The sequence below is a fragment of the Paenibacillus sp. NPDC057934 genome (assembly GCF_042887565.1).
Taxonomy (GTDB): Bacteria; Bacillota; Bacilli; order Paenibacillales; family Paenibacillaceae; genus Paenibacillus_AQ.
The window spans coordinates 388,102-414,193 of the sequence record NZ_JBHVPB010000005.1 but is presented as its reverse complement, the minus strand read 5'-3'; the positions used below and the strand labels follow the sequence as shown (position 1 = coordinate 414,193).

Here is a 26,092-nt window from a genome sequence, read left to right as displayed (position 1 = left end):
GGGCTAAAAGAGAACATCGTCATTTGGATTGGTGGTCGCCGACGAATCCTGCGGAGGAACATCACCGGAAAAATCATTTGGATCAGCGCTGCCTGTAGGTTTAGCGTCTGATGGTTGGCTTTCAGATGCATTTGAAAGTGGAACCTCTTCTTTCAACGGTTGAGTTGGCGATGCAGATGTAACATCAAGAAGTTCAGTATTTGCGTTCTCGTTTATTTCCCGGCGAACTTCTGCGTAATCCGGGTCATTAACCTCGTCATGCAGCATTTCAACATAGGCACTATTGAAGTCCTTCGGTATTTTCTTAACGACGTTGTTCCTCATCTTGCGGATTAGCATCGATTCACGGCTTTGATACTCGCTCCATGCCGGGCTGATAAATTGTTGAAGATCCACATCGTCAAGAGCGCCAATGCCTAGATCTTTTGCACGTTTGAGAACTTCCGCCTTCTTGGCCGCAATCTGTTTCTTCTGGTCAGAAGTAGCCTTGTAACGGTCTGCACAGATACTGAATGTTTCGTTCATCATGTTATTGCTCATGTGAGCTATCAGGTTTTTCACAACATCATCTCGTTCAGAAATGTAATAATGCAGGGTCTTGTCTGTGTGCAGTATAGGATATACCACCCTAACCACCTCACCACGTCCCGTAGGTGACCACTCTGGCGGTTCGTATTCAACACCGCGGAATTTAGGATATACAAAATGGTCCTCTTCCCGAACAAGCCAGTAAGGGTAAACCTTCTCAACGTTCCGGCCAAAGTTGGATAGAATCGCATCGTTACCGTCGCCCTCAATACCCATCTCGATCTGTTTACGCCAATTGTCCGGGTCGGACTGTTTCGCTTTTACATTGACATTCCGAATCTGGAAGTAAACTTCCCGTGGACTCGCTGCAGCGTTCAGTTTCAAGGCCGCGATGTTCATTAGAACCTGAGTGATGTTATTTCTATCGAGTTTCTCATCGTTCCAAGAGATTGCCTTGGAATCAAGAACAGTATTAATAGCTGAAATTGCATTGATTACACATTGGCGAGAATAGGGGTCCAAATTAACCCCATTGCCACTAAGCTGTCGCTCAATCATTGGTGCATAGGTTTCCGTTACTTTTACCAACCCTGTTGAAAAGGTCATTAAATCGCCTCCTGTATCTGCTGATCCGTCTCTACACGCAATGTACTGTTTCGCTTGATCCAGTTCTTCTCGGCGTTCTCCGAACTACCATAAATTGAAACTAAATGTGCTTGCACTTCATCGGGCAGCTTTTCAAAAGATGGAGGAACTATCAATTGGATCATCTGTCCCTCTGTTTTGACCAATTTTGTAACTCCCTCTGCATTGTCAATAAAAATAGGAGCCGAGAAGCCGTAATGCTCCCCTAGCGTATTGATGATGTCCAGGCCTACATTGATCCGAGCCGCGTTGTTCAGCCCGCCGTCATATGGAACGCCCTTATAGAGTGTGTCGCAGACTTCCTTGATTCCGCCATTGATCTGTTCTTCGAAGAGGCGGAATCTAGCAAGCTTGAATTTACTGTTGATCTTGGCATCCAGCATGCTGACTTTAGTCTTGGTGAACTCCTCGCAGAGGAACAATTCATGTTGCAGCCGTTCGTATTCAGCTGCGAGGCCCCGCTCCTGATTCTCCAGCTCAGTAACCCTGAGCTCTGCACGACGGATTCCATCGAACTTGGCAAGATCACGCTCCATTTCCTCAATCTCGGAACGTTGCCCGCGGATATCAGTGCGGACAGTTGCGGCAGCATCATTTGAGGAAGCTTTCAGTTCTCTGATCTGCTGCTGTACTGCAACTGCCTCGGCTTGTTTACTGGCATAGGCTGGATCATCTGTAGGGTCTTTAACGCCTGCTCTCAGATCAGTCAGTTCAGCCTCAGCAGCCGATAATTCTACTTGAAGCAACTGCAAAGCACTGTTCAGGTTCTCAATGTCTCCCTGGAACCTGACGATCTCTTGCTCAAATTTCTGAGCTTCTGCCACTGCTGCTTTACCAGAGGTATTGATACGTTCCTTCCGTTCAGCGAGCCTACGGTTAAAGTCAGCCTCTGCCTTATCGTGAGCTGCCTTTACCTGGTCTTCAGGTAATGACTGTCCGCAGGCTGAGCAATGAGAATCATGACCTTCTGAGTGTTCGAAAACGATACCCTTCAGTTCAGCAAACTCCGTCCGTAGCCGATCCGCTTCTTGCTGACGCCCCACTGCCAGCCTCTCATTATGCTGAACGCGCTGCTGTTTGTCCTCAAGCTCACGACGGTACCGATTGACCTCAATGTGCATCCGGTTTACTTCATCTCGCTTGAGAGCCAACTGATCCAGAACATCCGAGTGCATCCGGCTCTTGATGTCTATCAGTTCGCCTTCGATCTCTCTCAACCGCTTCTCCTGTACTGCAATTTCGCCACCGGAGAGGATACGGGACAGTTCAGCTTCACACGACTCAACTCGGCTGCGCAGGATGGCGATGTCTTCCTTAAGAAGCTCTTCATCCAGCTCGGCAACATCTGGCATCTGACGCTGTACTTCGCTGATTCTCACCGGCAGCTCCTTGATCTCTTTATTGATCACGCTGCAGCGTGATGAGATCACCTTCTTATGGGAATCAAGGTCACGCCCGCTGAGGATGCCAGGCAGCGATGCAAGCTCCTTATTACCGTGAATCACCTCAGCATCCGTCAGATCACCGCACACTTCCAGCAACGTCTTCCGGCGATCCTCTTTCTTCAATTGTTCATTGAAGTAAGAAGGCGAAGTCAGGAGTTTGAAGAGATCTTCTTTAATGAGAGAATCCACTTCGGCGGTGTACTCTCCTTTTTTCACGGGAACACCATCAATGAAGTAATTCGTTTCATGTCCTTCGAAGGCATCCGTTGCGGAACCGCGCTTCTTCGTCCACTTTTCAGAGAATACACGGCGGAAAGTTCGGCGGAGGCCATTGACTAGCAAGGTTACCTCCGCTTCATGTTCCAGTTTGTGTTGCAGGACCTTTCCCGTTCCGTCCAGGCCTTTAATTTCAAAGTCAGCTTTGTTCTGGCTGTCCTTTCCGAATAGGCCCCATAAGAACCCATCGAAAATTGTTGTCTTACCAGTAGCGTTGTCGCCATATACAGCGGCGTAACCACCGTTTACGGTTAGGGTGAATTCTTTGATCCCTTTGAAATTACGGAGCCCTAAGCGCTCCAACTCGATACGCTTCAAGCGATCCCCTCCTCGATTGCCGCATTGCATTCGGCATGTAAGATAATTTGTTGATCAGGTGTTTCATGGTAGCGAATGCCTTCCAGATAAGTCCGAATGGCATATTCGACTTCAGCTAATTGATCCGGATCAGCATGCAGCTGAAAGGTTCCGGTTTGCTGCCGGATAGAAAGTACAGGCGGTGCATAATGTGTTGGAGGCTGAATTTCAACCTCAATGCGCTGACCGCTAATGTCAGCAGAAAAGGCAGTTGACATTACATTCACTCCCTCTTGTATAGTGCGCCCCCACCTGCTAAGATGGAGGCAAGTGAATATTAAGTTTTCAAAGAACAGGCGGCCCGGTGCAACGGGTCGTTTTTTTATTGCTCGATTTCTTCGAGTTGCTTTTCGAGATCCTTGATCCGTTCATTAGCTTCTTCCAGCTGAGATTCCAACTCCTCAGCCTCAACATCTGAATCTTCGAAGCACTTTTCCAGTGCATCCCACGCTTTGGATGGAATGTACTCTTCATATTCATCAAGTGTGCTCTCAAGTTGCCTCATTACATTTGATTTAGAGCCTCTGACTGCCAATTCAGTTCCTCCTTCCTATGTAGAATCAAGGTGGGCGAGGATTTGCACCTCGCTACGGTTTGCACTTAATTTATCAGGGTCGCCTGTCTCAGACCGACTTCACCGCAAAGCCGCATTGGATTTTATATCCGGCTTCTGCCGATAACTTAAACGCCGGGATTTACACCCTACTTCAAGACTCTCAGGCGTTGCGTTCCATTTTCCGCCACCACCTTGGATGCGTCAGCCGCATCTCCAAACGCCAACCCGGAGGAAAAGGTTATTTCTAAGGGTCGACGCTTGGAGACAGGGGCCGAAGCCTCTGCTCATTCAATCCTTGCTACTTCCTGCATGGTTGCTTCCTTGATGTCCGCCGGCAGAAGCTCAATGACTTCAACCAACTGATCCCACTTTGCAGTAGCAATCTGTTTAATCCGATCCTGCTGCAAGAGGAATGCTTGGCTGTAATCCTTAATGGCCGCTCTGATCTTCTTGACCCTATCAACAGCCGCAAACCATTCGGTTCGCCGTTTAATGTATAGCTCAGCAAGCGCCGCCGCGAATTCAGCCTTATCCTGCTCCGTCACACCGCTTCCCCCTTGCGTTTGGGGCGATCTTCACGTAAAATGGACGCAACGAGATACTTTAAACGGGTTCTCAACGAGGTCCGCCCTGCCAGGCGGGCTTTTTTCATTTGTTCCTTTGCTGCTGCCAGATCCCTCTGATGCAGATCGATCATCATTTCGAGCCACTTGATGTTGCTCTCCAGCTTTGCGGGATCAATAACTGCAGATTGCTGTTTTACGAGCTTCAAGTTGTGCTTTGCGTTCTTTGCCACGAAACGCGCTTCTGCTTCCAAATCTTCGAGTGATATCATTCCAAACCCTCATTTCATATATTGTTTTGCCTTAAGCTCTGCACGGTGTTCCTTCCAGGTCGCCAGCCAGCTGAATGAATACTCCTTACAAAGCACTGCGGCCAGATGAGTCAGAGCCGTTATCGCCTCCACCGTTTCCATGAGCAACGCCTTGATTTGCTTACGCTCCGATTCATTAAGTTGCTTGTTCGTCTTACTGATCGGCGCATCATTGGAAGCTTTGAGCACCTCCTTGACTTCTTCCACGGTCTTAAACAGCACACTTGCCCTATGTAGGTCCACATTGTCCAGCCAAGGAGCAGAAGCACCACCGGTTACTTCCGCGGCCGCTGCCAGATATAATTGACCATCATCGTAATGCTCAGCTGCCGCTTTCATGACCGGCTTGGATGGCTTGCGAGTTCCTTTTGCGATTTTCCCTACCAGGGAAGCATCAGCATGAACGATTAGCCCTGCCTTCTCCCTCGTATCGCCTGAGCGCTTTAACGCTTGTTCTAATGCTGGTCCGAATTGTCCGATTGCCAAGTTCTAATCCCCTCCTTTGTCCGGTTAAGTGGGTTATATCGGACAGAGGCCTGATGTATGATTGTCTTAAGCAATTCCCCTTGCCGCATTCCCTGCCCGCCGCTGCCGGTACAGCTCGGCGGGTTTGTTTTATCCTGTTGCATAATTACGCCTGGCTTTAAATTCTTCACCAGCGTTTGCCTCAACCCAATCGGTATGTTGATCGATCCAGCGGAGCAGTAGGCCAGTTGGTATTCTAGGATTACCGAATTCTCGGTTCACTGGGAAGTCTGGCCGCTTGAATAATGCAGTTGCTACAGGGGCACTAATGTCCAGAAGATCCATAAACTGTGTTCTGGTAAGTACTGGCGGTATAGACGAAGGAACTTGCACGGCGTAGGCTTCAATTGCTCGGGATACAACTTTATCAAGCAGGCGTTCAAGATCAGCTTCTTCCATGACGATTACTGCCAATTAGATCACCTCTTTCCTTTCATTTATACACTGATCTTGTACTTTTAGATCTGAAAAAATTTCGTTGATATCTTTACCGAGAATTTCTGACACCTTGAACGCATCCGTGAGAGAAGGATTAGAGTAGCCGTTTTCCCAGTTGCTGACTGCTGCTTTCTGGTATCCCAGCATTCCTGCAAGTTTTTCTTGTGTCAATCCCATTTTCTTACGAGCATGTGTCAAGGATTGGTTTTTCATGTTTCTCACCTCTCAGTACACTATTCTTGTACTTGATATCCTTATTATATGTACACCATAAGTGTATGTCAACACATATATACACGATTCATGTACTTCATTTCAATTAATAACTTAAATATGTACAATATAAGTGTACTTTTGGATTGGAGGTGTAAAGTTGTTTAAACCAGAACGACTTGAAAAATGGAGGAAAATGCGGAAGTTCACTCAAGAGGATTTAGCGAAGAAAATAAACATGACAAAGGCAGCGATAAGTAATTATGAAAACGGGCATAGCCTACCTTCTGGTGATACCCTAGCCGCCCTTGCGGATGCATTAGACATTGACACCGATTATTTACTAGATCGAACGAAAACCCCAAGACACAAATATGCTAACGAAGATTATTACATTAAAGATTTAGAACTTACCGATCAACAATTAGTTGAAAAGTATAATTTAAAAGTAGATGGAGAAACACTAACTCCTGAGGAGGCTAAGGCTTTCATCGCTTTCGTTCGGTCAATACGTTCCTAAGCGTCATCTCGATTTCAGATTCAGTGAGTCCAAGTTTTTGTAGGATTACTTTTATGTCCACATTTACTTTATTTTTTTTCATAGTAGTCACCGTCCAGTTCTAGATGGATTATTTATCATATTAACATACGAACAAATGTTCGTAAATGATCCAAAAAAATAGTATACTAAGGTGGCAGTGCGATGGAACTTGTTCCCGTGCGCTGTCGCATTCCCGAGTTGCTTGTACGGCGCGCCAAGATGGAGTCGTCCACAAGTAGAATCAAAATAAATCAACAATGGCTGGCAGACAAGGTCAGCATGAGTAAGCAGCAGCTCTCTGATTATATACACCTCAGAAGTAAAAACATGAGATTGCAAAGAGCACAGATGATTGCATATCACCTAGATTGCTTAGTTGATGATCTGTTTGTTTGGGAATGGCGATAGCCGAGTAGCTTCCGCTGCTCGTAGGGAATAAGTACACCTGAGTACGTACTTTTTACATTGCCATCACCTCACAAATGTGTATCTCCTGATGTATTACAAACACATTATCACATAAACATGGAAAACGCTGTCGAAAAAGGGCGAACGAAAGCACCCCCTAAACACCATTGAAGGGGTTGACTTTGACGTTCATATTTGCTTCATCACATACAGTTCAGTACCATCCTTAAAAGTAATCAAAGATCCGTTGTTCTCAATGGCTTTAACATTTTCGATCCTGGATTCTTGAACAAGTGCAGTCCTTCCTACTAAGACAAAACCCTGATCCTTATAGGCCTCAGCAGCTGCAGTCAAAGTTTCAAGGTCTTGATACGACCCTTCTGTCGTATGATAGGCAAGTTTCGAATTAGCATGTTTAGTCCTTTGCCATAGATCAATGTAATTCACATCTTTGAGATCAATGTCCCTGTACTCAAATATGTCTTTTTTCTTGATTTGTAGTCTCTTCATTCGTCTTATCATGAACGCACCTGCCGATTCTGGATGTTGTCGTACTTTGTATGGAGTGTGTGGATTGAACTTGGATGATTACAAAATATAATACGACAAAAATCGACTAGCTATCATTACATAAAATATTACAGAAGACCTTAGACAAATCTCCCAACCGATGGGATCACAAAAAGGTGATTATAATATCAAAGTTTCAAGCCCTGTTATTTGAGAATGTGAACAAAAGAGAAGTATCTGATTTCTGTGAGGGTGTAAACGGATTGGTTGCAGTAACTGAAAACATGGTTTATTTGGTGAGGGGTGGATTGTTCGAGAAAAAAACTATTAAAACGTATACTATAAAGTCCATCATCTCTGTTGGACTCCGAAAGCCTAATATGATAACAAATGGGCATTTTCAGATCATCACTAGCGGTAATAGCGAACGGACAAAACGATTCAGAATTGCTTTCTACTGTGCCAAAGATGAGCACACCATTACTTTCAAGGCACCCAGTTACGATCATTTCACAAGACTCAAACAATTGATATACAAGTTCAGAGACAAAGCCCTTCAACCAGCAGTAGTAGAAGCAGAATCTACCACTCCATCTGACGATGTTTTAGCGAAGATTGAAAAGTTAGCAAGTCTCAAAGAGAAAATTATAATCACAGTGGAAGAATTTGAAAAGAAAAGAGGAACTGCTCTCTCAAACGTGATGGACGATCCTTATCAATACGGGTATCCGTTCCGAGAAAAACACCTCATTGAAGAATCTAAAAAGATCGCCCACGATCCGTATAAGTTACATTTCAAGCTTGAAAGCTTAGCTCACTTTTACCTCCAGCATATGTATACACAGCCGGATGCAGCAAAAAAGTTCGTCCTTATCTGCCGTAAAGATATTGAACTTTACTTCCGGTTCTTGAGCACTTGGAGTGTTCAACGCCCTAATGAAAGACCTCCAGTAGATCCTGTTGCATTCAAGGAACTTACCCTCTATTACGAGAATAGAGGAATGCTTTGGGATGCTATGGACATTTGTTACGCTGCTCTCCATTATGGCGTGAATGACCACACAGCCGGTGGATACGCCTCAAGATTAGTTAGGTTAGAGAAGAAACTCCAGAATCAATGGATGGAATCATAAAGCAACAAAATTACTTTAAGGGGGGCGCTCCACATGGCCAGCATAAAGAAGATACCCGCAAAAAATAAACAAGGCTACAAATGGCGCTGTGTGATGGAGGGGCCTCCAGATCCAGTCACTGGCGAACGTCGTCAAATCCCTCGAGTACGGGACACCAAGCAAGAAGCTATTGATGCTGCACAAGAAGCCGTTAACATCCTGCAATCTGGTATTGATTTAAAGAAAGCCAAACGAACGTCCTTCCGAGAAGCGACAAAAGGTTGGATGGAAGATTACACTAAACGCCAGGTCAAAAACAGTACGATTCGTGCAAGATCAAAGTCGTTATTAGTATTGTTGCGATACATAGACAAACAATCAACTGAAACAATTACTCCAACTCAATACCAAAAGATTTTGTATTCACTCTTCGACGAAGGATATGCTGAGACATATATTCGAAACGTGCACATCACAGCGAGCATGGTTTTTGAATGGTCTATATTGAATCGCTTACGATCAGATAACCCTGCTAAAGGTGCAACTATGCCTAAGAAAAAATTAACCGTGGAAGATATTGAACGAGATGTAATTAGGGAGAAATATTTAGAACGTACAGAACTACAAGAATTTCTAGCAGCTGTTGAAACACGGGGGTTAGATAATGACGAGGAAGTGTTTTATCTATTAACTTACTCGGGATTGAGACCAGGAGAATTATGCGCTCTGACTTGGCCGGATATAAACTTTAAAACCAACGAACTACGAGTCACGAAGACATTGTACGTTCCAGATCGATCCGATGGTGAAGTTGAAATCACACCACCTAAAACTGAAGGTTCTATTCGGACGTTCGATCTCGATGAAGTTATCATTGAAAAGTTGCGTAATTTAAAAGAAGTACAGAAGCTGCGAAATGAACGATATCAAAAGGGCTTTGATGATTTCCAAAAAAACAATTATATTTTCACTCGTCCCAATGGTCGCCCAATAACTCAAAAGACATTGTTATCGCGTATGGATCGTTTGCTCAAAAGAACTTCCATCACAAAAAAAGCGACCCCTCACATCTTCCGGCATACTCACGTAAGTATGCTGGCCGAAGCAGGAGTCGATCTTACTGTAATTATGCGCCGTGTAGGTCACGATGATGCAAAGACGACGTTGAAAGTATATACACATGTGACTGAACGCATGAGAGAAAATGCTAACCAAAAAATCAAGATTCACTTCGATAAAATCTTGAACCCGGAGTGATTTTGCAAGAAATGTGATTTTTGCGTGATTTTATGATCTACACTTCATTCTATAAACCCACTAATACCAATGATTTCAGGCATTTCTACAACAGCATAGGAGTGACCCAGCGCATCATCACAGGGGTGACCCAAGTCTCAAAGGAAGCAACACCCAGAATCAGCACAGCCATAGCGAAGGACAGCAACGTGTACATGGCAAAAGGACGGGTAATGGGCGTCCGGGTCCGACCTAACACTCTGCTCCGGATCATCAGTAGAGAGAAAGCGATCGCGGCGGCACTGGTTACCAGCAGGACTGGAATCAGCACCAAGTTGTGCGGAGCGACTGAGACCAGCGCGAACAATAGACCATGCCAGGAGTATTGACTCACCAGACAGCCTACCGTGAAACCAATCAGCACCCCTTTGAGAAAATCAAGAATAAGAATGCCCGGCAGGCCGATGACGGACAAGCCTAGAATCCAGATCAGCCCCACCCATTTGAGATGCAGGGCAGCGATATTCCAGAACGACTCCTCTGCGCCCGGTAGCCCTTGCTGGTCAACAGTGACAAAGAAGTTCCCTAGATAGTCACCCAGTTCCTGCTGCTGGTCCATGGTCAGTGCACTCACAATCAGAGCGCCAAAGACCACCCCCACTAGAAACAGTACGGCGACAAAAATATAAAGAGGCGTCTGCTCCTTCATCATCAGCCTTAAATTACGCATCGGGATGTGCTCCTTTCCGGTGTATGTTACACCATATGAGACAACATCCACTTCTATGACTTGTCCTTGGGCTGTGATGGCCCGGAGTAGCCGGGGGAAGTCTTCGCCGTCTGACTAGACCCTACTGCGTGATATGCGCACAGAGATACAACGTTCACGGTGGGCATGACGGTATAGCGTTTAACACAAAGCATGCTCCTTCAGGCCCGGGGGACATGACAACGCACGCTTCTTCTCGGCTTGGGGGTTCACCACAACGTACGCTCCTTCTGGGCTCGGGGGTTCATCACAGCGTACGCTCCTTCGGGCCTGGCGATTCATCACAACACAGGTTCCTTCGGGATCGGGGGGCCAGCGCACTTAAGCTACTTGCCTTCCCGGACAACCTTGCCGTAGGTTCCTCCGCCACCTGCTGTCAGTGCAAGCGTACCCGAGCGGGCGGCGACAATGCTTGACGCCAAATCCGTCCCCGCCACTGCGGCAATCTCATCCTCCCGGGCGGCATGCAAAATATTCATTTCCGTCCCGAACGCGTCCAGCAAAAGCTTCATCTTGGCCTTGCCGAGCCCCGGAATAAATTCAAGCGGCACCTGATAATGATACGATGGCCGATATTCTGGCACCTGCGGTGCCTGGCGGTCGGCAATGTCCATTATCCGGTCCAGTACACCCTTCACCAGTTTGGGACTCCCGCAGTACGGACAGCGCTCCGAAGTGGCAAAGGCTTCATCAATGATACTGCCACAGCCGCCGCAGTACGTCCGGTGGTACTTACCGAGCCGTGGGTTAAGCCCGTAATTGGCGCTCACTCTTCGCCCGTCCTTCCGTTCCAAGGCCAGCCGCAGCTCTGCAAACGAGGGCTTGGCCAGCTCCAGAGCGTTGTACTCCCGGCCGATTTTGCCCAAAGAGTGAGCGTCAGAGTTGGTCAGAAAGGTGTACGGGTCTAGCTCCGATAGATAACCAGCCATCTCCGAGTCTGAGCTCAGCCCCAGCTCCACGGCCGCAATGCGCTCCAAATCGAAAATGTCGGTCATCCGCTCGGCAGAGCATCCATATAACCCTTTGTGAGGTGTGAAAATATGGGCCGGAATCAAGATTCCGCCCCGTTCGTAAATCTCGTCCTGCAGCACCTGTGCCGGTGCATACAAACGCTGGGAGCTGAGATTTACATTGGTCATGTGTCGGCTCATCCAGTTACTAAAATCCGCCATGGTCTCTATGTCTGGCATAAAGGCCAGGACATGGCATTCTTTTCGCCCCGGCTCACGAATTTCGATCTCTGAACCCAGCAGGATGGTCGTCCCGCGGTAAGCGATCCCTCCACCCTCAGCTTCTGTCATCTCGCCTGAGTCCAGAGCACTTCGGATGTCATGCTGCACACCAGGAGAGTGGCAATCGATGATTCCGATCAGTTCGATGCCCTTGCGTTCAGCGGCCTCCTTCGCAATATTCGCAAATGTGAGGTTGCGGCTACCGCTTATTTTGACAGGCTGACCTTCCGAAGTCCTCCCGATATGGACATGCAAGTCACCGTAATAGGTCTTTAGTTCCGGTGTTAGTGCCATTGTCCGGTCAGCGTATACAGATGCCAGGCGTACACAGCCATCATGGTTTTGGCGTCGGCAATACGCCCGTCCGCAATATATTGATACGCTTCCTCCAGTGTCAGCTCCGATACCTCCAGGAACTCATCCTCATCCAAAGCCATCTCTCCAACCTGAGCATTCTCTGTGACATACAAATGAATGATTTCGTCGGCAAAGCCGGGTGAAGTGTAGAACGATTTCAGATGCTTCAGATCGCCGCTATGAAAGCCTGTCTCTTCTTGCAGCTCCCGATGAGCTGCTGTCAGCGGATCTTCGCCCGGGTCCAGCTTGCCAGCAGGAATCTCTACCTCAGTCCGAAGCATCGGCTGCCGATACTGTTCCACCACCAACAGTTTGTTGTTGTTCAGCGCCAGCACCGCGACAGCGCCAGGATGCTTCACAACCTCACGGGTCGCGCTATTTCCGTCCGGCAGTTGGACCGTATCCACCTGCAGGGTAATAATCTTCCCATCAAAAATCGGCTGAGTGGACAAGGTTACTTCATCCAAGGCCGGATTGCTGTGTCGTTTTTGATTTTTCATCACATTCTGGTCTCCTTTGTCTCTGTTCTGCATACGGTGTATTATAGCAAACTTATCAGGAAAGAAGGTAACGGACATGAACAAGTTCTTCAGCCGTACAAGCTCAGCCGCCGTCATGATGGCAGGGTCACCAGCGCAAATTAAGGCCATGCTGGCCGAATGGATCGAGCGGTACGGGAGGGATATGCCACTGGCTTACGTCCTCTCTCTGCATGACGAAGCGCGGGCCCACTCGCCCAAGGCTGGATAAATAACCCTTTAATTCATCAAACACTAATGAACTTCTTGAATTAACCTCTTAATTAATTTCTAAATTAGCTTTTAAAATTAACTTCAAACCACTTTCAAATAATCCGCAAATAATTCCCAAGTTATATAAAGAAACTCTATGCATTCGATATAGCGTTTGGTGAACCAACGAATGGTATACGGCATTCATCAGCTAACGTAACAGCAAAGATATAGACGCTATAGACAACACTGGAAACGGAAAAGTAGCAACAACAGTATGAGTAGCAAGATCAGTATGAGTAGCTAGGCACGTAACTGGAATTCTTCCCGTTAATTTAACTCATTTGCTCATTCTGAACTAATTAACGGGAATAGCTCCCGCTATTCCCTGGGTTTCAACTAACAAACTAGAATTTGGTCTGAAATAACAGGAGTGATTCCTGTTATTTTTTGTAATGTAACGATTTCGCAGAAATTAGCGGGACTTTTTCCAGTTTTTTTGCTTAACATGTATCTTCCCTGCTTGTGAACACTACACCAGTGACTCAACTTTCCATGTAGCCTGCATTTACTTCACTTCTCTGTGCAGTTCTCATCCACTACCTCTCTTCATGAAACTCACTCCTACTTGGCTACTTCATGTAAGCCGCTTCTACTTCATTTTTTCATGCAACTTACATCCACATCACTAACTCATGTAACCCTCATCTTCTCCACCTCTTCACACAACTCACAACTACCCCAGCACTTCATGTACCCGATCTACCCTACCTTTGCACCTTACGCGCGCACTTCGCTGTCTCCTTACCTCCTTACAAAAAAAGAGCTGTCACCTTTACTGGCAGAATGCCGGTCAGATAACAGCTCCTTATGTTAAGCGCTGAGAGGAGGCTTCACGGAGCCTATCCCTTAACGTTTTCCTGAATGATTGCAACCACCAGTTCGGCGGCCTTGGCGATGTCCGCAGCCTTGATCCGCTCTTGGGTCGTATGAATATGCTCGTAGCCAATGGCAAGATTGACTGTCGGCACCTTCAGACCATTGAACACGTTGGCATCGCTGCCACCGCCGGAAGCGAACAGGCGTGTCGTCAGGCCAAGCGACGTGATCGCGCGATCTGCAAGCTGTACAACGGGATCATGCTGGTTGAAGCTGAATGCCGGATAGATTACTTCACTGCGGAATTCACATTCCGCGTTATATTCACGGACTGTTGTTTCCAGCGCTTCGCGCATGGATTCGATCTGCCGATCTACCTTCTCCTGCACAATACTGCGAGCTTCCGCATCAAGTTGCACATGGTCACAGACCACATTCGTCGGGCCACCGCCCGCGAATTTGCCGATGTTGGCAGTAGTTTCGTTGTCAATTCGACCCAGCTTCATCGCCGAGATCGCTTTGCTGGCCACCTGAATGGCGCTGATGCCATCTTCCGGATTGACCCCGGCATGCGCCGATTTTCCGTAGATTTGCATTGTAATTCTCGCCTGAGTCGGTGCAGACACCGCAATCGAACCCACTTCACCATTGGAGTCCAGTGCAAAGCCAATCTCAGCATCCAGATGCTTAGCGTCCATAGCTCGTGCGCCCAACAGACCGGACTCCTCACCGGCTGTGATCACGAACTGAATCTGTCCATGCGGCAGACCTTGCTCTTGAATCGCCCGAATTGCTTCAAATAGCGCCGCTAACCCAGCTTTATCATCAGCTCCCAGAATCGTACTTCCGTCGCTTGTAATCCAGCCGTCTTCATGAAGGGTTGGCTTAATTCCTTTACCGGGCACGACGGTGTCCATGTGGCAGGTAAACAGCAGCTTAGGCGCCGTAACCCCTTGCTCTGCAGGCCATGTGACAAACAAATTGCCCGCTCCATGTCCTGTCCGCTCCTGAGAATCATCTTCGACAACTTCCAGACCTAGCGCTTTGAACTTGCTCGTCAATACATCGGCGATTTCCCGTTCATTTCCCGTCTCGCTGTCCACACGGACAAGCTCCATAAATTCCTCAATCAATCGGTCCTGTACAATCACTGGACTTCCCTCTCTTTCACGGATACGTTACAATAGTTGTAATTGTGATATGTTCATAACTTAAACTAATTCAAAAGGAGTCACTCATGCAACGTCAAAAATGGTTCCGCATCATTATCTACGTTATGCTGATCGCCATGATCGCATCCACCTTGCTGGTTGTCATCGAGCCCTTCCTTGCCGGCTAATCTCCTTCACAGGCAACGATAATAATAGCGGCCAGGGTTCTCCCGGCCGCTATTTGGACTTGCCATTTTCCCAGGACCATCATACTTAAAGTTCATTCCAGGAAGATATGGCTTCACTATCAAAAGGAAAATGCTGCAGAAAATAAGGAACCAACGACTGTGCGACTTCCTCTACTTCCATTACGCGGCCAACGCATGCCTCCAAGGAGGTCACCCCGTACTCCGTAATACCGCATGGAACAATGCCCTGAAAGCCTTGGCGGGCAATTCCGGCAGAGATGTTAAAAGCAAAGCCGTGGCTAGTAATAAAGCCCCTGCGGTGCTTGCTTTTATTAAACTTCACACCGATCGCGCAAATCTTATCATCGCCTACCCAGACCCCTGTATATTCCGGCTTGCGACTCCCAACAATGCCATGGGAAGCAAGATAATCAATAATTACCGCCTCCAGAGTGCGCAAATAGCCATGAAGATCTACTCTGCCCTGTTCCCCCAGCTTCAACAGCGGATAACCTACCAGTTGTCCAGGACCATGATATGTAATATCCCCGCCGCGGTCGATTTCAAACAAAGCAATCCCCTGTTCCTGCAGCTGTACGCTGTCCAGAAGAAGATGTTCAGGATGATTCTGCGATCCGATGGTGTAGGTGGGCGGGTGCTGCAAAAGGATCAACTGCTCCGGATGCTCTCCGCGATCAATCCCTTGCACAAGCTCCTTCTGCAGCTCCCAGGCTGCACCATATTCTATCAATGGTGCATAGGAAATACGTAGCCTGTGGTCATTTAAGTTCTCCATGCGTCAGGTCCCCTTTAGCGAGTCTCTGTTTCCTGTGATGGGCCGGGTATGGATCAGTAAAGCTTCGTTTCCGGCGTATAGCCTTCAATATTATCTTTTACACGCTGCAAGAAGCGTCCACAAATCACACCGTCGAGAATCCGGTGATCCAACGACAGACAGATGTTTGCCATGGAACGCACGGCAATCATGTCGTTGATGACAACGGGCTTTTTCACGATGGATTCAAAGGTCAGAATCGCCGCCTGCGGATAGTTAATTATTGGATAAGACAGAATTGAACCAAATGAGCCGGTATTGTTGACGGTAAAGGTGCCACCCTGCATGTCATCGAGGCGCAGCTTGCCTTCCCGAGTCTTCTGAGCCAGCTCGTCGATTTCGCGGGCCAGTCCCGCGATGTTCTTTTGATCAGCCTTCTTGATCACCGGAGTCATTACAGAATCTTCTGTACCGACGGCCAGCGAAATGTTAATATCACGCTTCACGATGATTTTGTTAACCGCCCAGACCGAGTTCATGATCGGATAATCCTTAATTGCACTAACCACTGCTTTCATCAGGAAAGCCAGGTAAGTCAGATTAATGCCTTCCTTGCGCTTGAACTCATCCTTTAGCTTGTTGCGCAGAGCCACGAGATTGGTGACATCCACTTCAATCATGGTCCAAGCATGTGGAATCTCCGCCACACTCTGGCGCATTCTGGTCGCAATGGTATTGCGGATCGGTGTAACATCGATCAAGTATTCGGAAGCGCCATTTTGCGCCCCTTCAACTTCAACCGACGGAATACGCGGGGATTCACTCAGATGCAATCCAGATTGGCGAACTGGTTCAAACAATGCTGATGATCCTTCCACCATTGACGATGCTGTTGGAACTGTCGGTGTGGGTGCCTGTGCGTATGTTGGTGCCTGTACAGTAGTCGGAGCCGGAGCTTGTGCTATATTTTGCCCAGCATTAGCGGCACCTCCAGCTTCCAAATACGACAGCACATCTTTGCGGGTAATTCGTCCGCCCATGCCTGTACCAGCAACCGCAGTCAAATCAATGTTATGCTCCGCTGCCAGCGTCTGAACAGCCGGAGAATAGCGGGCACGCATTGGAGCGTCAGCAGATGAGGCAGATAGCGCAGTTCTGCCAGCAGTCGTAGCTACCGGAGATGCCGGTACTCCTGCAGTTGCACCAGGTGATTGTGGAGCTGCGCTAGCCGCGGCTGAAGCGACTTCAGAAGGCGATACAGGTACAGCAATACGACAAATCACTTCGCCTACGCTAATCGTCTGGCCTTCCTCAGCCAGAAGCTCGCCCATAATTCCATCCACAGTGGATGGCAGCTCAGCGTTTACTTTATCCGTAATAAGTTCACACAACGGCTCATACTGCTCGACCGGATCACCCGGCTTCTTCAGCCATTTGCCGATGGTTGCCGACACAAGCGATTCCGCGAGTTGGGGCATAACCACGTCGGTCAACTTTTGATTGTCAGACATAATTTCACTCCTTAAAAGTTTTACGGAGCTATACTCCCTGGGTCTACTACGCAGTAAAACTTAGCTTCGAAAGCATACACTTAGTTTTACGGAGCTATACTTCTCGAGTCTACTCCGCAGTAAAAGTTAGCTTCGGAAGCATACACTTAGTTTTACGAAGCTATGCTTCCTAGGGTTAATCCGCAGTAAAACTTGCTTCGAAAGCATACACTTAGTTTTACGGAGCGAGGCTTCTTGGGTCTACTCCGCAGTAAAACTTAGCTCCGAAAGCAGCCGCTCCGCAAACTTATAAATGTTAGTATTGCGCCAGTCGAAGCATTTCCGCCTTCACTTTATCCTTACTGAGCATGAAGAACTTCTCCATTGGAGGGCTAATTGGCATAGCAGGTACATCCGGACCGCAGAGTCTGAAGATTGGCGCATCCAGGTCGAACAGGCAATGCTCGGCAATAATGGCCGCGACCTCGCCGCCCACACCGCCGAATTTGTTGTCCTCATGGACGATTAGCACCTTGCCCGTTTGCCGAACAGCAGCGATAATCGCCGCGGTATCCAGCGGCTGCAACGTACGCAGATCGAGAATATGTGCTCTGATACCTTCCTCGCGTTCCAGCTCTTCCGCCGCCTGCATGGCAAAGTGCATCGGGAGGCTATAGCCAATAACCGTAATATCACTGCCCTCACGCAGCAGGTTCGCTTCACCGATAGGCACGGTGTAATCACCCTCAGGAACGTCCCCCTTGATCAGCTTGTAGCATTTTTTATGCTCGAAGAACAATACCGGATCAGGGTCACGTACTGCAGCCTTCAGCAGTCCTTTGGCATCATATGCCGAATAAGGAGCTACAATCTTCAGGCCTGGTGTACCGAAGAAAATGGATTCAGCACACTGTGAATGGTACAGCCCCCCGAAGATGCCGCCACCGATAGGCGCACGGATCACCAGTGGACAGTCCCAATCATTATTGGAACGGTAACGGATTTTAGCCGCTTCGCTAATAATTTGGTTGGTGGCTGGCAGCATGAAATCTGAATACTGCATCTCGGCAATCGGCTTCATGCCGTACATAGCTGCACCGATGGCAACCCCGGCAATCGCAGATTCCGCAAGTGGTGTATCCAGCACACGCTCTTCTCCGAACTGTGCCTGAAGTCCTTTGGTCGTTGTGAACACGCCGCCCTTCACGCCTACATCCTCACCAAGCACAAAGACGGAGTCATCACGCTCCATCTCTTCTTTCATTGCCAGCCGAATAGCGTCAATATATTCCATCATAGCCATCGCTTATACCCCTCCTTGTGACTGGGAATCGCTGTACACATGCAGCAGCGTCTCTTCCGGTTTCGGGAACGGTGCATTGTCGGCGTATTCAATAGCTTCTTTCAGCTCCAGATTGTACTCTGCAACGAGATCGCGTTCCTGCTCTTCGCTCCAAAGTCCCAGAGCTGTCAAATAATCACGGAAACCGGCTACGCCGTCCTTTTTCCAGTTCTCGTCAACCTCTTCCTTCGTCCGGTAAGCCAGGTCGTTGTCAGAAGTCGAGTGTGGTCCGAGACGATACATCATCGCTTCAATCAAGGTAGGACCTTCACCCGCGAGCGCACGTTCGCGGGCTTCCTTCACCACACGGTACACTTCCAGCGGATCATTGCCGTCAACACGAATACCCGGGAATCCGTAACCTAGCGCGCGGTCGCTGACCTTCCCGCCAAGCTGACGGTGGGCCGGAATAGAGATGGCGTACTGGTTGTTCTCGCACATAATAATAACTGGAAGCTTGTTGACCCCAGCAAAGTTGCACGCTTCATGAAAATCCCCTTGGTTACTGGAGCCTTCGCCAAAGGTAACAAAAGAAACAAAGGGCTTCTTCTGCATCTTGGCAGCCAGCGCAAAGCCAACCGCATGCGGCACCTGAGTTGTTACCGGGCTTGAGCCGGTTACGATCCGCAGTCGTTTGCTGCCGAAGTGGCCTGGCATCTGCCGGCCACCACTATTAGGGTCTTCTGCCTTAGCGAAGACAGACAACATCAATTCACGCACCGTCATACCCACAGAAAGCACGAAAGCATAATCACGGTAATATGGCAAAAAATAATCGTTCTGCCGGTCCAGTGCAAAAGCGGCAGCCACCTGGGCCGCCTCCTGGCCGATACCGGAGACATGGAAGTTGATCTTCCCGGCTCGCTGCAGCAGCAAGCTGCGCTCATCGTATTTGCGAGAGAGCTGCATATATCTGTACATATCAATGACCTGGCCGTCGCTGAGTCCAAGCTGCTTATGTCGGTTAACCGTTTCAACAGTACCTTGCAATTCCATAAATGAGGTACCTCCTAAAGTTTGGTAAGCGCAACCTCTTCGAGCGCCTTCACACGAAGCGGCTTTGGAAGCATACGCTTGTTTATATAGCCTCAAATCTTAGACTGTTTTAGGATCACCTATAGTCTGATCTTAAAACCAGGTACTAAGACTTGGCTTGAGTCTATTATAATCCCAACTTACTCAAAAAGAAAAGCCGGAAATAAACGTTTGACAGCCCTTTTGAAGTCATTTGGACAGCAGAACCTATTCTCTGCTGTCCCTCAAGTCCCCCGCAGCCCATTTTATAAGCCAATTGCGTTGCCATCCACAGCCAACATGGCTTCGCCCACGATCTCCGACAACGTCGGATGCGCATGGATCGCCTCGCCAACTTCCCATGGCGTCGCGTCCAGCAGTTGGGCCAGCGCCGCTTCCCCGATCAGATCAGTCACATGCGGCCCGATCATCTGCACACCCAGGATGTCACGGCTGTTGCGATCAGCCACTACCTTAACGAACCCGTCCTTCAGGCCATATACAATAGCTTTGCCAATAGCCGAGAACGGAAACTTCCCGGTAACGACATCATGCCCCAGAGCCTTGGCTTCCTTCTCCGTATAACCGACACTTGCAACCTCAGGCCGTGTGTATACACAACGGGGAACAAGGTGGGTATGATACGGATGAAGCGGCTCCCCGGCTAGATGATTCACAGCCCGAATGCCTTCATGGCTGGCTGCATGGGCCAGCTGCAGTCCGCCAATACAATCACCAATCGCATAGATATGCGGCTCACTGGTCTGCATGTTGGCGTTGACGGAGATGACACCCTTCTCTACGCGGATATCCGTGTTCTCCAGGCCAATATTCTCCACATTGGCTACCCGTCCTACGGATACGAGCAGCTTCTCAGCCGTCAGAACCTGCCGCTGCTCCTCTTTAGTCGCTTCGATGGACAGCGTATCCCCGCTGCTGCTGAAGCTCTCTGCATCTACAGTCGTACCTGTCAGAATCTTAACGCCTCTTTTCTTCAGAAGACGCTGCAGTTCACGTGCCACTTCCTCATCTTCCTGCGGCAGAAGCTGGTTTGCGGCTTCCACCACTGTCACCTCCACACCGAAATCAGCCAGCATGGAAGCCCACTCTACACCAATAACTCCGCCGCCGACGATGATCATCGAAGCAGGGAGCTCCTCCAGCGTCAAGGCTTCTTCACTACTGAGGATTATCTTGCCGTCAGGCTGAAGTCCTGGCAGAACACGCGGACGGGAACCGGTAGCGATAATGAGATGCTCTGAGACAACGGTCTCCATTTCGCCATCTTCCAGTTCCACCGCCACAGCACCACTACGTGGAGAAAAAATAGAAGGGCCTGTCACGCGCCCTTTCCCTTTGATGACTTGTATTTTATTTTTACGCATCAGATACTGTACGCCTTGATGAAGTTGATCTACTACGGATTCCTTGCGCTGCTGTACTTTAGGGAACACAAGCTTTACGCCGTTAGTCTCAATGCCGTAGTTTTCGCTTTCCTGTATCTCCGCGTACACTTCAGCGCTGCGCAAGAGCGATTTGCTTGGAATACAGCCACGATGCAGGCAGGTTCCGCCCAGTTTGTCCATTTCGATGACGACAACAGATTTCCCCAATTGTGCAGCACGGATTGCCGCTACATAACCTCCGGTTCCCCCGCCTAGTACTGCCACGTCGCATGAAATTGTCATGATATGTATCCTCCAGTCATTACACTTAGCTTTGAATGTTAATCTACTACATTGTACTCCCTTTTCGGCCTATTACAAAATGTATAAACGTCATTGTCAATGGACTTTTAGAGATTAAAGCGTTATCATAGTGGTGATGTTATAGCGCCTAGAAGGGTAGGAGACACTTATGAGACTGCTCATTTCACGCTTTATTGCCATCCTTATCCTTGTGTTTCCCGGCCTTGTCGCCATGAAGGGCTTTCTCATGATGAAGGATGATATCTTCGACTATTACTCCATGCATGGAGACGATAGCCTCACTCCGGTATTCGCCTGGCTTCATTTTGGCGGAGGACTGGTGCTGTTCGCAGCAGGCATGACTTTCCTCGGCGGCTGGATTCTCACCCGTGACCGCAAGCGCAATTACGTCGGCCCCCGTTTTCGGGAGAAACAGAAGGCTGAAGAATCAACACCGTGAATTAATAAATAATCAGCCTAACTAACAGCATTTTTGTATTTTAAATTTCTTGAACATATTACTAGCGAAATTAGATACTCACAAAAGATCAGGCGTTTTTCTACTAGTGAGGTTAGAGCTTTAGTACGCAAGTTCCTCCCCTTTACCAATAGGCTTAACAGTGAAAAATGGTCTACCGCCCAATTAGGTGCATTTTTGTATCTTATTCCTCTTCAATTTAGAGAAAAGGAGGAAATAGGTGCATTTTTGTATCTTAATTTTCAAAAAAGCATGCTAAACGGGGGTTTCTGGAAGATCTAAGGTACAATATTGCCCTTAATTCCCACTAAGCCTTAACTGGAGACGATTTAAGGTACAAAAATGCCGTTAATCACACTTCGTAACTTGTTAATCACACTTCATAAATCATTAATCAACACTTCGTAAATCATTAATCAACACTTCGTAAATCGTTAACCACACTTCGTAAATCGCAGTATAACCTCTCTTTTTTTCTTGGCTTTGTTTGTTATTTCATGCGATTTATATATTTGATTTTTTTAAAAAAACTCTGGATCGCTGGCACATCAAACAAGAGGCTCCCCGTGACTGCGCAAATGCGCCTTCGGAGAGCCTCTGTTGTTATATATGACGAGCTTGAGATCCCAACGTAAGGCTCAGCCGCCCCAACGGTGAGTGTTTGGACTTTCGTCCGCTGATCCCAGGTCAGTTAACTGCTGCTTTACGCTGACCCTGCACCAATTCCTGGTACAGTCCCTCTTCCTGAAGAAGCTTCTCGTGGGACCCCTGCTGGATCAACCTCCCGCCCCGCAAGACAAGAATACGGTCCGCTGCACGGATCGTGTTCAAGCGGTGGGCGATAACGAAGCTGGTTCTGCCCTTCATTAGGGCCTGCAAGCCTTCCTGAATTTTGACCTCCGTTACCGTATCAATGCTACTAGTCGCTTCATCCAGGATAAGCATGGCTGGATCGGCCAGAATGGCTCTCGCAATCGCCAGCAGCTGCTTCTGGCCTTGACTGATTCCACTGCCATCTGCCGACAGCATCCGGTCATATCCGCCAGGCATCCGCATGATGAAGGAATGCGCATTGGCCAGCTTCGCAGCCTGCTCCACTTCCTCATCGGTAGCATCAAGCTTGCCGTAGCGGATATTATCCCGAATGCTGCCTCTGAAGAGGAAAGAATCCTGCAAAACAAAAGCCATATGCCCCCGCAGACTCTCGCGCTTAATCGAAGTGATATCCCGGCCGTCTATCATAATCCGGCCTTCGCTCGGATCGTAGAAGCGGGATAACAGGCCGATTAACGTTGTTTTGCCAGCCCCTGTCGGACCCACCAAGGCAATCATCTCGCCAGGCTTCGCCTCGAAGCTGATATTCTCAAGCGTATCCCGTTCTCCGTCATAGGAGAACGCCACCTTGCTGAATTGAACGGAGCCTGCTACATGGTCCAGTGCGATAGCCGTCCCTTCATCGCTAGCCTCGGTCTCCTCGTCCAGCACCTCAAATACCCGTTCAGCCCCAGCCACTGCGGACAGCAGCGTATTCCACTGGTTCGCCAGATCGTTAAGCGGCCGGGTGAATTGGCGGGTGTATTCCACGAATACGAGAATGACACCAACCGAAATGGAGCCATGGATCGCCAGCAATCCGCCGACTCCGGCGACAATGGCAAAGCTCAGGTTGTTGAGCCCGTTCATCAGCTTCGGAATGAAACCGGAGATCGACTGCGCCCAGTACCCGGAGAGCATGATCCGGTTATTCCGTTCACGAAAGCCCTGGATCACTCTGGTTTCCTGGGAGAAGGCCTTAATAATCCGTTGGCCGGACAAGGTTTCTTCAATATAGCCGTTCAGTTCACCCATATTGCGCTGCCGTTCCTTGAAGAGCGGACCTGTGCGCCGCGTTATCCAGCGCATGCCAAATAACATCAATGGCACCACAATGAACGTCAGCAAGGTGAGCAGCGGGCTGAGCCACAGCATAACCACCACTGTTCCTACTAGTGTAAGTACGCTGGAGAAAATCTGGATCGCCGAACTGTTCAGCGTAGAACTGACATTTTCGATATCATTGGTCAGCCGGCTCATAATCTCACCCTGCTGTCTGCGGTTAAAGAACGAAATCGGCAGCCTGTGGAGATAAGCGAACAGTTCGGTGCGCATCCGGTAGATGGTCTCCTGGGCCACCTCGATCATCCAGATATTTTGCAGCCAAGAGGTTAGTGAATAGAGGATATATACCAGCGACAGTGCACCGAGGAAGATCCCCCAAGACCGGCCCCCTGCTCCTTCCAGATAATCATCTACTGCCATCCCGATCATATAAGGACCTAGCAGCGACAAGCCCGAACTGAGGATCACCATGAATAACACCAGTCCCAGCTTGGCTTTGCGCACAGCAAGGTAGCTCCATAGCCGTTTTAGCGTACCGGACCAGTCCTTGGCTTTACCCTTGGGCTTGCGTCCGGAAGGTGTGCCGAATCCGCTTCCCGCCCCTAGCTCGATGTCCGGCTTCGGATGGCGGAACGCTTCAAGTAAGGCTTTCAACATGTTGCTCCGCCTCCCCTGTCTGTGATTCAAGAATGGTCCGGTACAGCTTCGAACTGGCCATCAGCCCATCATGCGAGCCATGCCCAATCAGGCGGCCTTCATCCAACAGCAGAATCAAATCTGCAGATACCGTAGAGCTGATCTTCTGAGTAATCAGGAATGTTGTGCAGGACATTTCCTTCAGAGCCTGAAGCAGCAAACCTTCGGTCACTGCGTCCAGTGCACTTGTACTGTCATCAAGAATGAGGATTGCTGGCTTGCGGACAAGGGCCCGGGCAATCGTCAGCCGCTGCTTCTGACCTCCGGACAAATTAACGCCCCGTTGTCCCAGTAGCGTATCGTACCCCTTCGGCAGATTAGCGATCGTCTCATGAATCTGGGCCGCTGCTGCCGCCTGCTCAATCTCCTCCTGAGTGGCATGCTCATTGCCCCAGGCGATGTTCTCCCGCACCGTGCCGCTGAAGAGCAGCACCTCCTGCGGAACATAGCCGATGGCGCCGCGAAGCTGCGTGAGATCCAACTTCGCGGAGTTCGCTCCATCCACTGTGATCATTCCGCCACTCTCTTCATAGAGACGGGGGATCAGTCCAACGAGCGAGGATTTTCCGGAACCGGTAGCGCCCATAATAGCCACCCGCTGCCCAGACTGCACCGCAAAGGACACATCCTCCAGTACAGCGATTTCGCTACCGGGATAGCGGAAGCTCACTCGGTCAAAAACGACACTGCCCTTGATTGCTGCCACAGGTACACCGGCATTCTCTGGGTTTGGTGTCGCAAACGATGGAAAGCCCGGTACTCCTGCCGTCTCGTCCGAAGAGTGATTGCCGGCGGCCATGACCTCCCCAATCCGCTGTGAGGACGCGCGGGCGCGGGAGAAGGTCACCACAATCCACGACAGTGCGGATAATGCTCCGATCGTCCGCAGTGAGTAATTGATCACCGCAACCGTCTCTCCCAAGGTGGCACTTCCCGTAGAAATATCCACACGCCCGAACCACAGAACAGCCACAATCGCTGCGTTTACAATCAATAGAATGAACGGCATCGTCGTCTCTGTGAGACGAAGTGCAGAAATCGTTGTTTTCATCAAATTGCCGCTAAAGGTAGCAAAACGGCCAATCTCATGGCCCATCCGTACGAAGACCCGAATCAGGCGAATACCTGTCAGATTTTCCTGAATGACACTGTTTACACCATCAAGCCGGTTCTGAACCGTACGGAATAGCGCCGAGGCTTTTTTCATCACCCAATACAAAAACACGATCAGAATGGGCAACGTTACTGCGAGGAGTAGGCCCAGCTTAACGTGCACGACCAGCGCCATAATAACACTGCCCAATACCACGAGCGGAACCCGGGTCATAAAACGCAGACTCATGAACACCGTATCCTGTAGCTGGGACACATCAACGGTCAGACGGGTAATCAGCGACGAGGTAGCAAAGCGGTTAAACACTTCATAAGTGAAGCCTTGTACCTTCTCATACAACCGGTCCCGCAGATCGAAGGCAAAGCTTTGACTGGCATGTGAAGCGAGAAAAGAACTAAGTACACCAGCTATAAATGCTACAACTGCGCTCCCAATGAGCACCCCACCCCATAGCCATACCACCGATGCATTCTGCTGCCTGATTCCATCATCAATAATCTTGGAAATCAGGAGGGGCTGAGACAATTCCACAGCTAGCTCAATGACCATCATAACAAGTGCAGCAATGGAGGCAACTCTGTATTTTTTGAGAAAAGAAAAAATGATGTCCATAAGCATTTCCTCCGTAATATTCCATTACCCGTTA

28 protein-coding genes are annotated in these 26,092 nt (G+C 48.8%); 7 read left to right on the top strand and 21 right to left on the bottom strand.

Going from position 1 to position 26,092, the window contains the following annotated elements:
- Positions 1 to 3: 3 nt before the first annotated feature.
- From ACFVRY_RS14265 to ACFVRY_RS14225, 9 genes are all read right to left on the bottom strand, one after another.
- A complete protein-coding gene (locus ACFVRY_RS14265) occupies positions 4 to 1,134 on the bottom strand; it encodes a hypothetical protein (protein ID WP_387500836.1) in 1,131 nt (376 codons plus the stop codon).
- Positions 1,134 to 3,212, bottom strand: a complete 2,079-nt coding sequence (locus ACFVRY_RS14260) for an AAA family ATPase (RefSeq protein WP_387500835.1) — start codon at positions 3,210 to 3,212, stop codon at positions 1,134 to 1,136. The genes ACFVRY_RS14265 and ACFVRY_RS14260 overlap by 1 nt, the downstream gene beginning before the upstream one ends.
- Positions 3,209 to 3,469, bottom strand: coding sequence for a hypothetical protein (locus tag ACFVRY_RS14255; protein WP_387500834.1), 261 nt, complete (start codon positions 3,467 to 3,469; stop codon positions 3,209 to 3,211). The genes ACFVRY_RS14260 and ACFVRY_RS14255 overlap by 4 nt, the downstream gene beginning before the upstream one ends.
- A 104-nt stretch (positions 3,470 to 3,573) precedes the next feature.
- Positions 3,574 to 3,786 (bottom strand): hypothetical protein, encoded by a 213-nt coding sequence (locus tag ACFVRY_RS14250; RefSeq protein ID WP_387500833.1) that lies wholly within the window; start codon positions 3,784 to 3,786, stop codon positions 3,574 to 3,576.
- Between the two features lie 305 nt (positions 3,787 to 4,091).
- Positions 4,092 to 4,352 carry a hypothetical protein gene (locus ACFVRY_RS14245; RefSeq protein ID WP_387500832.1) on the bottom strand — a complete coding sequence of 87 codons (261 nt, stop codon included), beginning with the start codon at positions 4,350 to 4,352 and terminating at the stop codon, positions 4,092 to 4,094.
- Positions 4,349 to 4,642, bottom strand: a complete 294-nt coding sequence (locus tag ACFVRY_RS14240) for a hypothetical protein (RefSeq protein WP_387500831.1) — start codon at positions 4,640 to 4,642, stop codon at positions 4,349 to 4,351. The genes ACFVRY_RS14245 and ACFVRY_RS14240 overlap by 4 nt, the downstream gene beginning before the upstream one ends.
- Before the next feature lie 9 nt (positions 4,643 to 4,651).
- On the bottom strand, positions 4,652 to 5,167 hold the full coding sequence (locus ACFVRY_RS14235; protein ID WP_387500830.1) for an XRE family transcriptional regulator: 516 nt from the start codon (positions 5,165 to 5,167) through the stop codon (positions 4,652 to 4,654).
- 129 nt (positions 5,168 to 5,296) lie between these two features.
- A complete protein-coding gene (locus tag ACFVRY_RS14230) occupies positions 5,297 to 5,605 on the bottom strand; it encodes a hypothetical protein (protein ID WP_387500829.1) in 309 nt (102 codons plus the stop codon).
- 15 nt (positions 5,606 to 5,620) lie between these two features.
- Complete coding sequence (locus tag ACFVRY_RS14225) at positions 5,621 to 5,857, bottom strand: helix-turn-helix transcriptional regulator (protein WP_387500828.1); 237 nt, start codon at positions 5,855 to 5,857, stop codon at positions 5,621 to 5,623.
- A 160-nt stretch (positions 5,858 to 6,017) separates the two neighbouring features.
- Between ACFVRY_RS14225 and ACFVRY_RS14220 the strand changes: the two genes are divergently transcribed.
- Positions 6,018 to 6,377 (top strand): helix-turn-helix domain-containing protein, encoded by a 360-nt coding sequence (locus ACFVRY_RS14220; RefSeq protein WP_387500827.1) that lies wholly within the window; start codon positions 6,018 to 6,020, stop codon positions 6,375 to 6,377.
- A gap of 183 nt (positions 6,378 to 6,560) precedes the next feature.
- Positions 6,561 to 6,806, top strand: a complete 246-nt coding sequence (locus ACFVRY_RS14215; protein ID WP_387500826.1) for a helix-turn-helix domain-containing protein — start codon at positions 6,561 to 6,563, stop codon at positions 6,804 to 6,806.
- 189 nt (positions 6,807 to 6,995) lie between these two features.
- Here ACFVRY_RS14215 and ACFVRY_RS14210 read toward each other — a convergent pair whose 3' ends face one another.
- Entirely contained in the window at positions 6,996 to 7,316 is a 321-nt protein-coding gene (locus tag ACFVRY_RS14210; RefSeq protein WP_387500825.1) for a LytTR family transcriptional regulator DNA-binding domain-containing protein, read from the bottom strand.
- 176 nt (positions 7,317 to 7,492) lie between these two features.
- Here ACFVRY_RS14210 and ACFVRY_RS14205 point away from each other — a divergent pair, with 176 nt between their 5' ends.
- Together ACFVRY_RS14205 and ACFVRY_RS14200 are read left to right on the top strand one after the other, a co-directional pair.
- A complete protein-coding gene (locus ACFVRY_RS14205) occupies positions 7,493 to 8,449 on the top strand; it encodes a hypothetical protein (protein ID WP_387500824.1) in 957 nt (318 codons plus the stop codon).
- A 33-nt stretch (positions 8,450 to 8,482) separates the two neighbouring features.
- Positions 8,483 to 9,685 carry a tyrosine-type recombinase/integrase gene (locus tag ACFVRY_RS14200; RefSeq protein WP_387500823.1) on the top strand — a complete coding sequence of 401 codons (1,203 nt, stop codon included), beginning with the start codon at positions 8,483 to 8,485 and terminating at the stop codon, positions 9,683 to 9,685.
- An 85-nt stretch (positions 9,686 to 9,770) separates the two neighbouring features.
- On the opposite strand, the gene spoIIM is transcribed toward ACFVRY_RS14200, so the two are convergent.
- The 3 genes from spoIIM to ACFVRY_RS14185 all read right to left on the bottom strand — a co-directional run bounded on the left by spoIIM (position 9,771) and on the right by ACFVRY_RS14185 (position 12,522).
- On the bottom strand, positions 9,771 to 10,394 hold the full coding sequence (spoIIM, locus tag ACFVRY_RS14195) for a stage II sporulation protein M (RefSeq protein ID WP_387500822.1): 624 nt from the start codon (positions 10,392 to 10,394) through the stop codon (positions 9,771 to 9,773).
- A gap of 365 nt (positions 10,395 to 10,759) precedes the next feature.
- The gene (locus ACFVRY_RS14190) at positions 10,760 to 11,959 is read right to left on the bottom strand and encodes an endonuclease Q family protein (protein ID WP_387500821.1); all 1,200 of its coding nucleotides are present in this window, start codon (positions 11,957 to 11,959) and stop codon (positions 10,760 to 10,762) included.
- Positions 11,950 to 12,522, bottom strand: a complete 573-nt coding sequence (locus tag ACFVRY_RS14185) for an NUDIX hydrolase (RefSeq protein WP_387500820.1) — start codon at positions 12,520 to 12,522, stop codon at positions 11,950 to 11,952. The genes ACFVRY_RS14190 and ACFVRY_RS14185 overlap by 10 nt, the downstream gene beginning before the upstream one ends.
- 76 nt (positions 12,523 to 12,598) lie before the next feature.
- Here ACFVRY_RS14185 and ACFVRY_RS14180 point away from each other — a divergent pair, with 76 nt between their 5' ends.
- On the top strand, positions 12,599 to 12,772 hold the full coding sequence (locus ACFVRY_RS14180) for a hypothetical protein (protein WP_387500819.1): 174 nt from the start codon (positions 12,599 to 12,601) through the stop codon (positions 12,770 to 12,772).
- An 883-nt stretch (positions 12,773 to 13,655) separates the two neighbouring features.
- Here ACFVRY_RS14180 and ACFVRY_RS14175 read toward each other — a convergent pair.
- Positions 13,656 to 14,783: a M20/M25/M40 family metallo-hydrolase gene (locus ACFVRY_RS14175; RefSeq protein ID WP_387500818.1), complete on the bottom strand. Its 1,128-nt coding sequence runs from the start codon at positions 14,781 to 14,783 to the stop codon at positions 13,656 to 13,658.
- Between the two features lie 86 nt (positions 14,784 to 14,869).
- Here ACFVRY_RS14175 and prli42 point away from each other — a divergent pair, with 86 nt between their 5' ends.
- Positions 14,870 to 14,971: a stressosome-associated protein Prli42 gene (prli42, locus tag ACFVRY_RS14170; protein ID WP_139084594.1), complete on the top strand. Its 102-nt coding sequence runs from the start codon at positions 14,870 to 14,872 to the stop codon at positions 14,969 to 14,971.
- A gap of 85 nt (positions 14,972 to 15,056) precedes the next feature.
- Here prli42 and lipB read toward each other — a convergent pair whose 3' ends face one another.
- From lipB to lpdA, 5 genes are all read right to left on the bottom strand, one after another.
- Positions 15,057 to 15,767: a lipoyl(octanoyl) transferase LipB gene (gene lipB, locus ACFVRY_RS14165; protein ID WP_387500817.1), complete on the bottom strand. Its 711-nt coding sequence runs from the start codon at positions 15,765 to 15,767 to the stop codon at positions 15,057 to 15,059.
- A 53-nt stretch (positions 15,768 to 15,820) separates the two neighbouring features.
- Positions 15,821 to 17,257 carry a dihydrolipoamide acetyltransferase family protein gene (locus ACFVRY_RS14160; protein WP_387500816.1) on the bottom strand — a complete coding sequence of 479 codons (1,437 nt, stop codon included), beginning with the start codon at positions 17,255 to 17,257 and terminating at the stop codon, positions 15,821 to 15,823.
- 295 nt (positions 17,258 to 17,552) lie between these two features.
- Positions 17,553 to 18,539 (bottom strand): alpha-ketoacid dehydrogenase subunit beta, encoded by a 987-nt coding sequence (locus tag ACFVRY_RS14155; protein ID WP_387500815.1) that lies wholly within the window; start codon positions 18,537 to 18,539, stop codon positions 17,553 to 17,555.
- Positions 18,540 to 18,542: 3 nt separating this feature from the next.
- Positions 18,543 to 19,574 carry a thiamine pyrophosphate-dependent dehydrogenase E1 component subunit alpha gene (locus ACFVRY_RS14150; RefSeq protein ID WP_387500814.1) on the bottom strand — a complete coding sequence of 344 codons (1,032 nt, stop codon included), beginning with the start codon at positions 19,572 to 19,574 and terminating at the stop codon, positions 18,543 to 18,545.
- 284 nt (positions 19,575 to 19,858) lie between these two features.
- A complete protein-coding gene (lpdA, locus tag ACFVRY_RS14145) occupies positions 19,859 to 21,280 on the bottom strand; it encodes a dihydrolipoyl dehydrogenase (protein ID WP_387500813.1) in 1,422 nt (473 codons plus the stop codon).
- Between the two features lie 169 nt (positions 21,281 to 21,449).
- Between lpdA and ACFVRY_RS14140 the strand changes: the two genes are divergently transcribed.
- Positions 21,450 to 21,740 carry a DUF2627 domain-containing protein gene (locus ACFVRY_RS14140; RefSeq protein ID WP_387500812.1) on the top strand — a complete coding sequence of 97 codons (291 nt, stop codon included), beginning with the start codon at positions 21,450 to 21,452 and terminating at the stop codon, positions 21,738 to 21,740.
- A 705-nt stretch (positions 21,741 to 22,445) separates the two neighbouring features.
- On the opposite strand, the gene ACFVRY_RS14135 is transcribed toward ACFVRY_RS14140, so the two are convergent.
- Positions 22,446 to 24,293 (bottom strand): ABC transporter ATP-binding protein, encoded by a 1,848-nt coding sequence (locus ACFVRY_RS14135; protein ID WP_387500811.1) that lies wholly within the window; start codon positions 24,291 to 24,293, stop codon positions 22,446 to 22,448.
- Positions 24,274 to 26,058 carry an ABC transporter ATP-binding protein gene (locus tag ACFVRY_RS14130; protein WP_387500810.1) on the bottom strand — a complete coding sequence of 595 codons (1,785 nt, stop codon included), beginning with the start codon at positions 26,056 to 26,058 and terminating at the stop codon, positions 24,274 to 24,276. The genes ACFVRY_RS14135 and ACFVRY_RS14130 overlap by 20 nt, the downstream gene beginning before the upstream one ends.
- Positions 26,059 to 26,092: the final 34 nt, after the last annotated feature.

Coding starts and splice junctions, on each gene's coding strand:
- ACFVRY_RS14265 (WP_387500836.1), bottom strand. CDS start 1,134: ATGACCTTTTCAACAGGGTTGGTAAAAGTAACGGAAACCTATGCACCA.
- ACFVRY_RS14255 (WP_387500834.1), bottom strand. CDS start 3,469: ATGTCAACTGCCTTTTCTGCTGACATTAGCGGTCAGCGCATTGAGGTT.
- ACFVRY_RS14240 (WP_387500831.1), bottom strand. CDS start 4,642: ATGATATCACTCGAAGATTTGGAAGCAGAAGCGCGTTTCGTGGCAAAG.
- ACFVRY_RS14230 (WP_387500829.1), bottom strand. CDS start 5,605: ATGGAAGAAGCTGATCTTGAACGCCTGCTTGATAAAGTTGTATCCCGA.
- ACFVRY_RS14225 (WP_387500828.1), bottom strand. CDS start 5,857: ATGAAAAACCAATCCTTGACACATGCTCGTAAGAAAATGGGATTGACA.
- ACFVRY_RS14215 (WP_387500826.1), top strand. CDS start 6,561: ATGGAACTTGTTCCCGTGCGCTGTCGCATTCCCGAGTTGCTTGTACGG.
- ACFVRY_RS14210 (WP_387500825.1), bottom strand. CDS start 7,316: ATGAAGAGACTACAAATCAAGAAAAAAGACATATTTGAGTACAGGGAC.
- ACFVRY_RS14200 (WP_387500823.1), top strand. CDS start 8,483: ATGGCCAGCATAAAGAAGATACCCGCAAAAAATAAACAAGGCTACAAA.
- spoIIM (WP_387500822.1), bottom strand. CDS start 10,394: ATGCGTAATTTAAGGCTGATGATGAAGGAGCAGACGCCTCTTTATATT.
- ACFVRY_RS14190 (WP_387500821.1), bottom strand. CDS start 11,959: ATGGCACTAACACCGGAACTAAAGACCTATTACGGTGACTTGCATGTC.
- ACFVRY_RS14185 (WP_387500820.1), bottom strand. CDS start 12,522: ATGAAAAATCAAAAACGACACAGCAATCCGGCCTTGGATGAAGTAACC.
- ACFVRY_RS14180 (WP_387500819.1), top strand. CDS start 12,599: ATGAACAAGTTCTTCAGCCGTACAAGCTCAGCCGCCGTCATGATGGCA.
- prli42 (WP_139084594.1), top strand. CDS start 14,870: ATGCAACGTCAAAAATGGTTCCGCATCATTATCTACGTTATGCTGATC.
- lipB (WP_387500817.1), bottom strand. CDS start 15,767: ATGGAGAACTTAAATGACCACAGGCTACGTATTTCCTATGCACCATTG.
- ACFVRY_RS14160 (WP_387500816.1), bottom strand. CDS start 17,257: ATGTCTGACAATCAAAAGTTGACCGACGTGGTTATGCCCCAACTCGCG.
- ACFVRY_RS14155 (WP_387500815.1), bottom strand. CDS start 18,539: ATGGCTATGATGGAATATATTGACGCTATTCGGCTGGCAATGAAAGAA.
- ACFVRY_RS14150 (WP_387500814.1), bottom strand. CDS start 19,574: ATGGAATTGCAAGGTACTGTTGAAACGGTTAACCGACATAAGCAGCTT.
- lpdA (WP_387500813.1), bottom strand. CDS start 21,280: ATGACAATTTCATGCGACGTGGCAGTACTAGGCGGGGGAACCGGAGGT.
- ACFVRY_RS14140 (WP_387500812.1), top strand. CDS start 21,450: ATGAGACTGCTCATTTCACGCTTTATTGCCATCCTTATCCTTGTGTTT.
- ACFVRY_RS14135 (WP_387500811.1), bottom strand. CDS start 24,293: ATGTTGAAAGCCTTACTTGAAGCGTTCCGCCATCCGAAGCCGGACATC.
- ACFVRY_RS14130 (WP_387500810.1), bottom strand. CDS start 26,058: ATGGACATCATTTTTTCTTTTCTCAAAAAATACAGAGTTGCCTCCATT.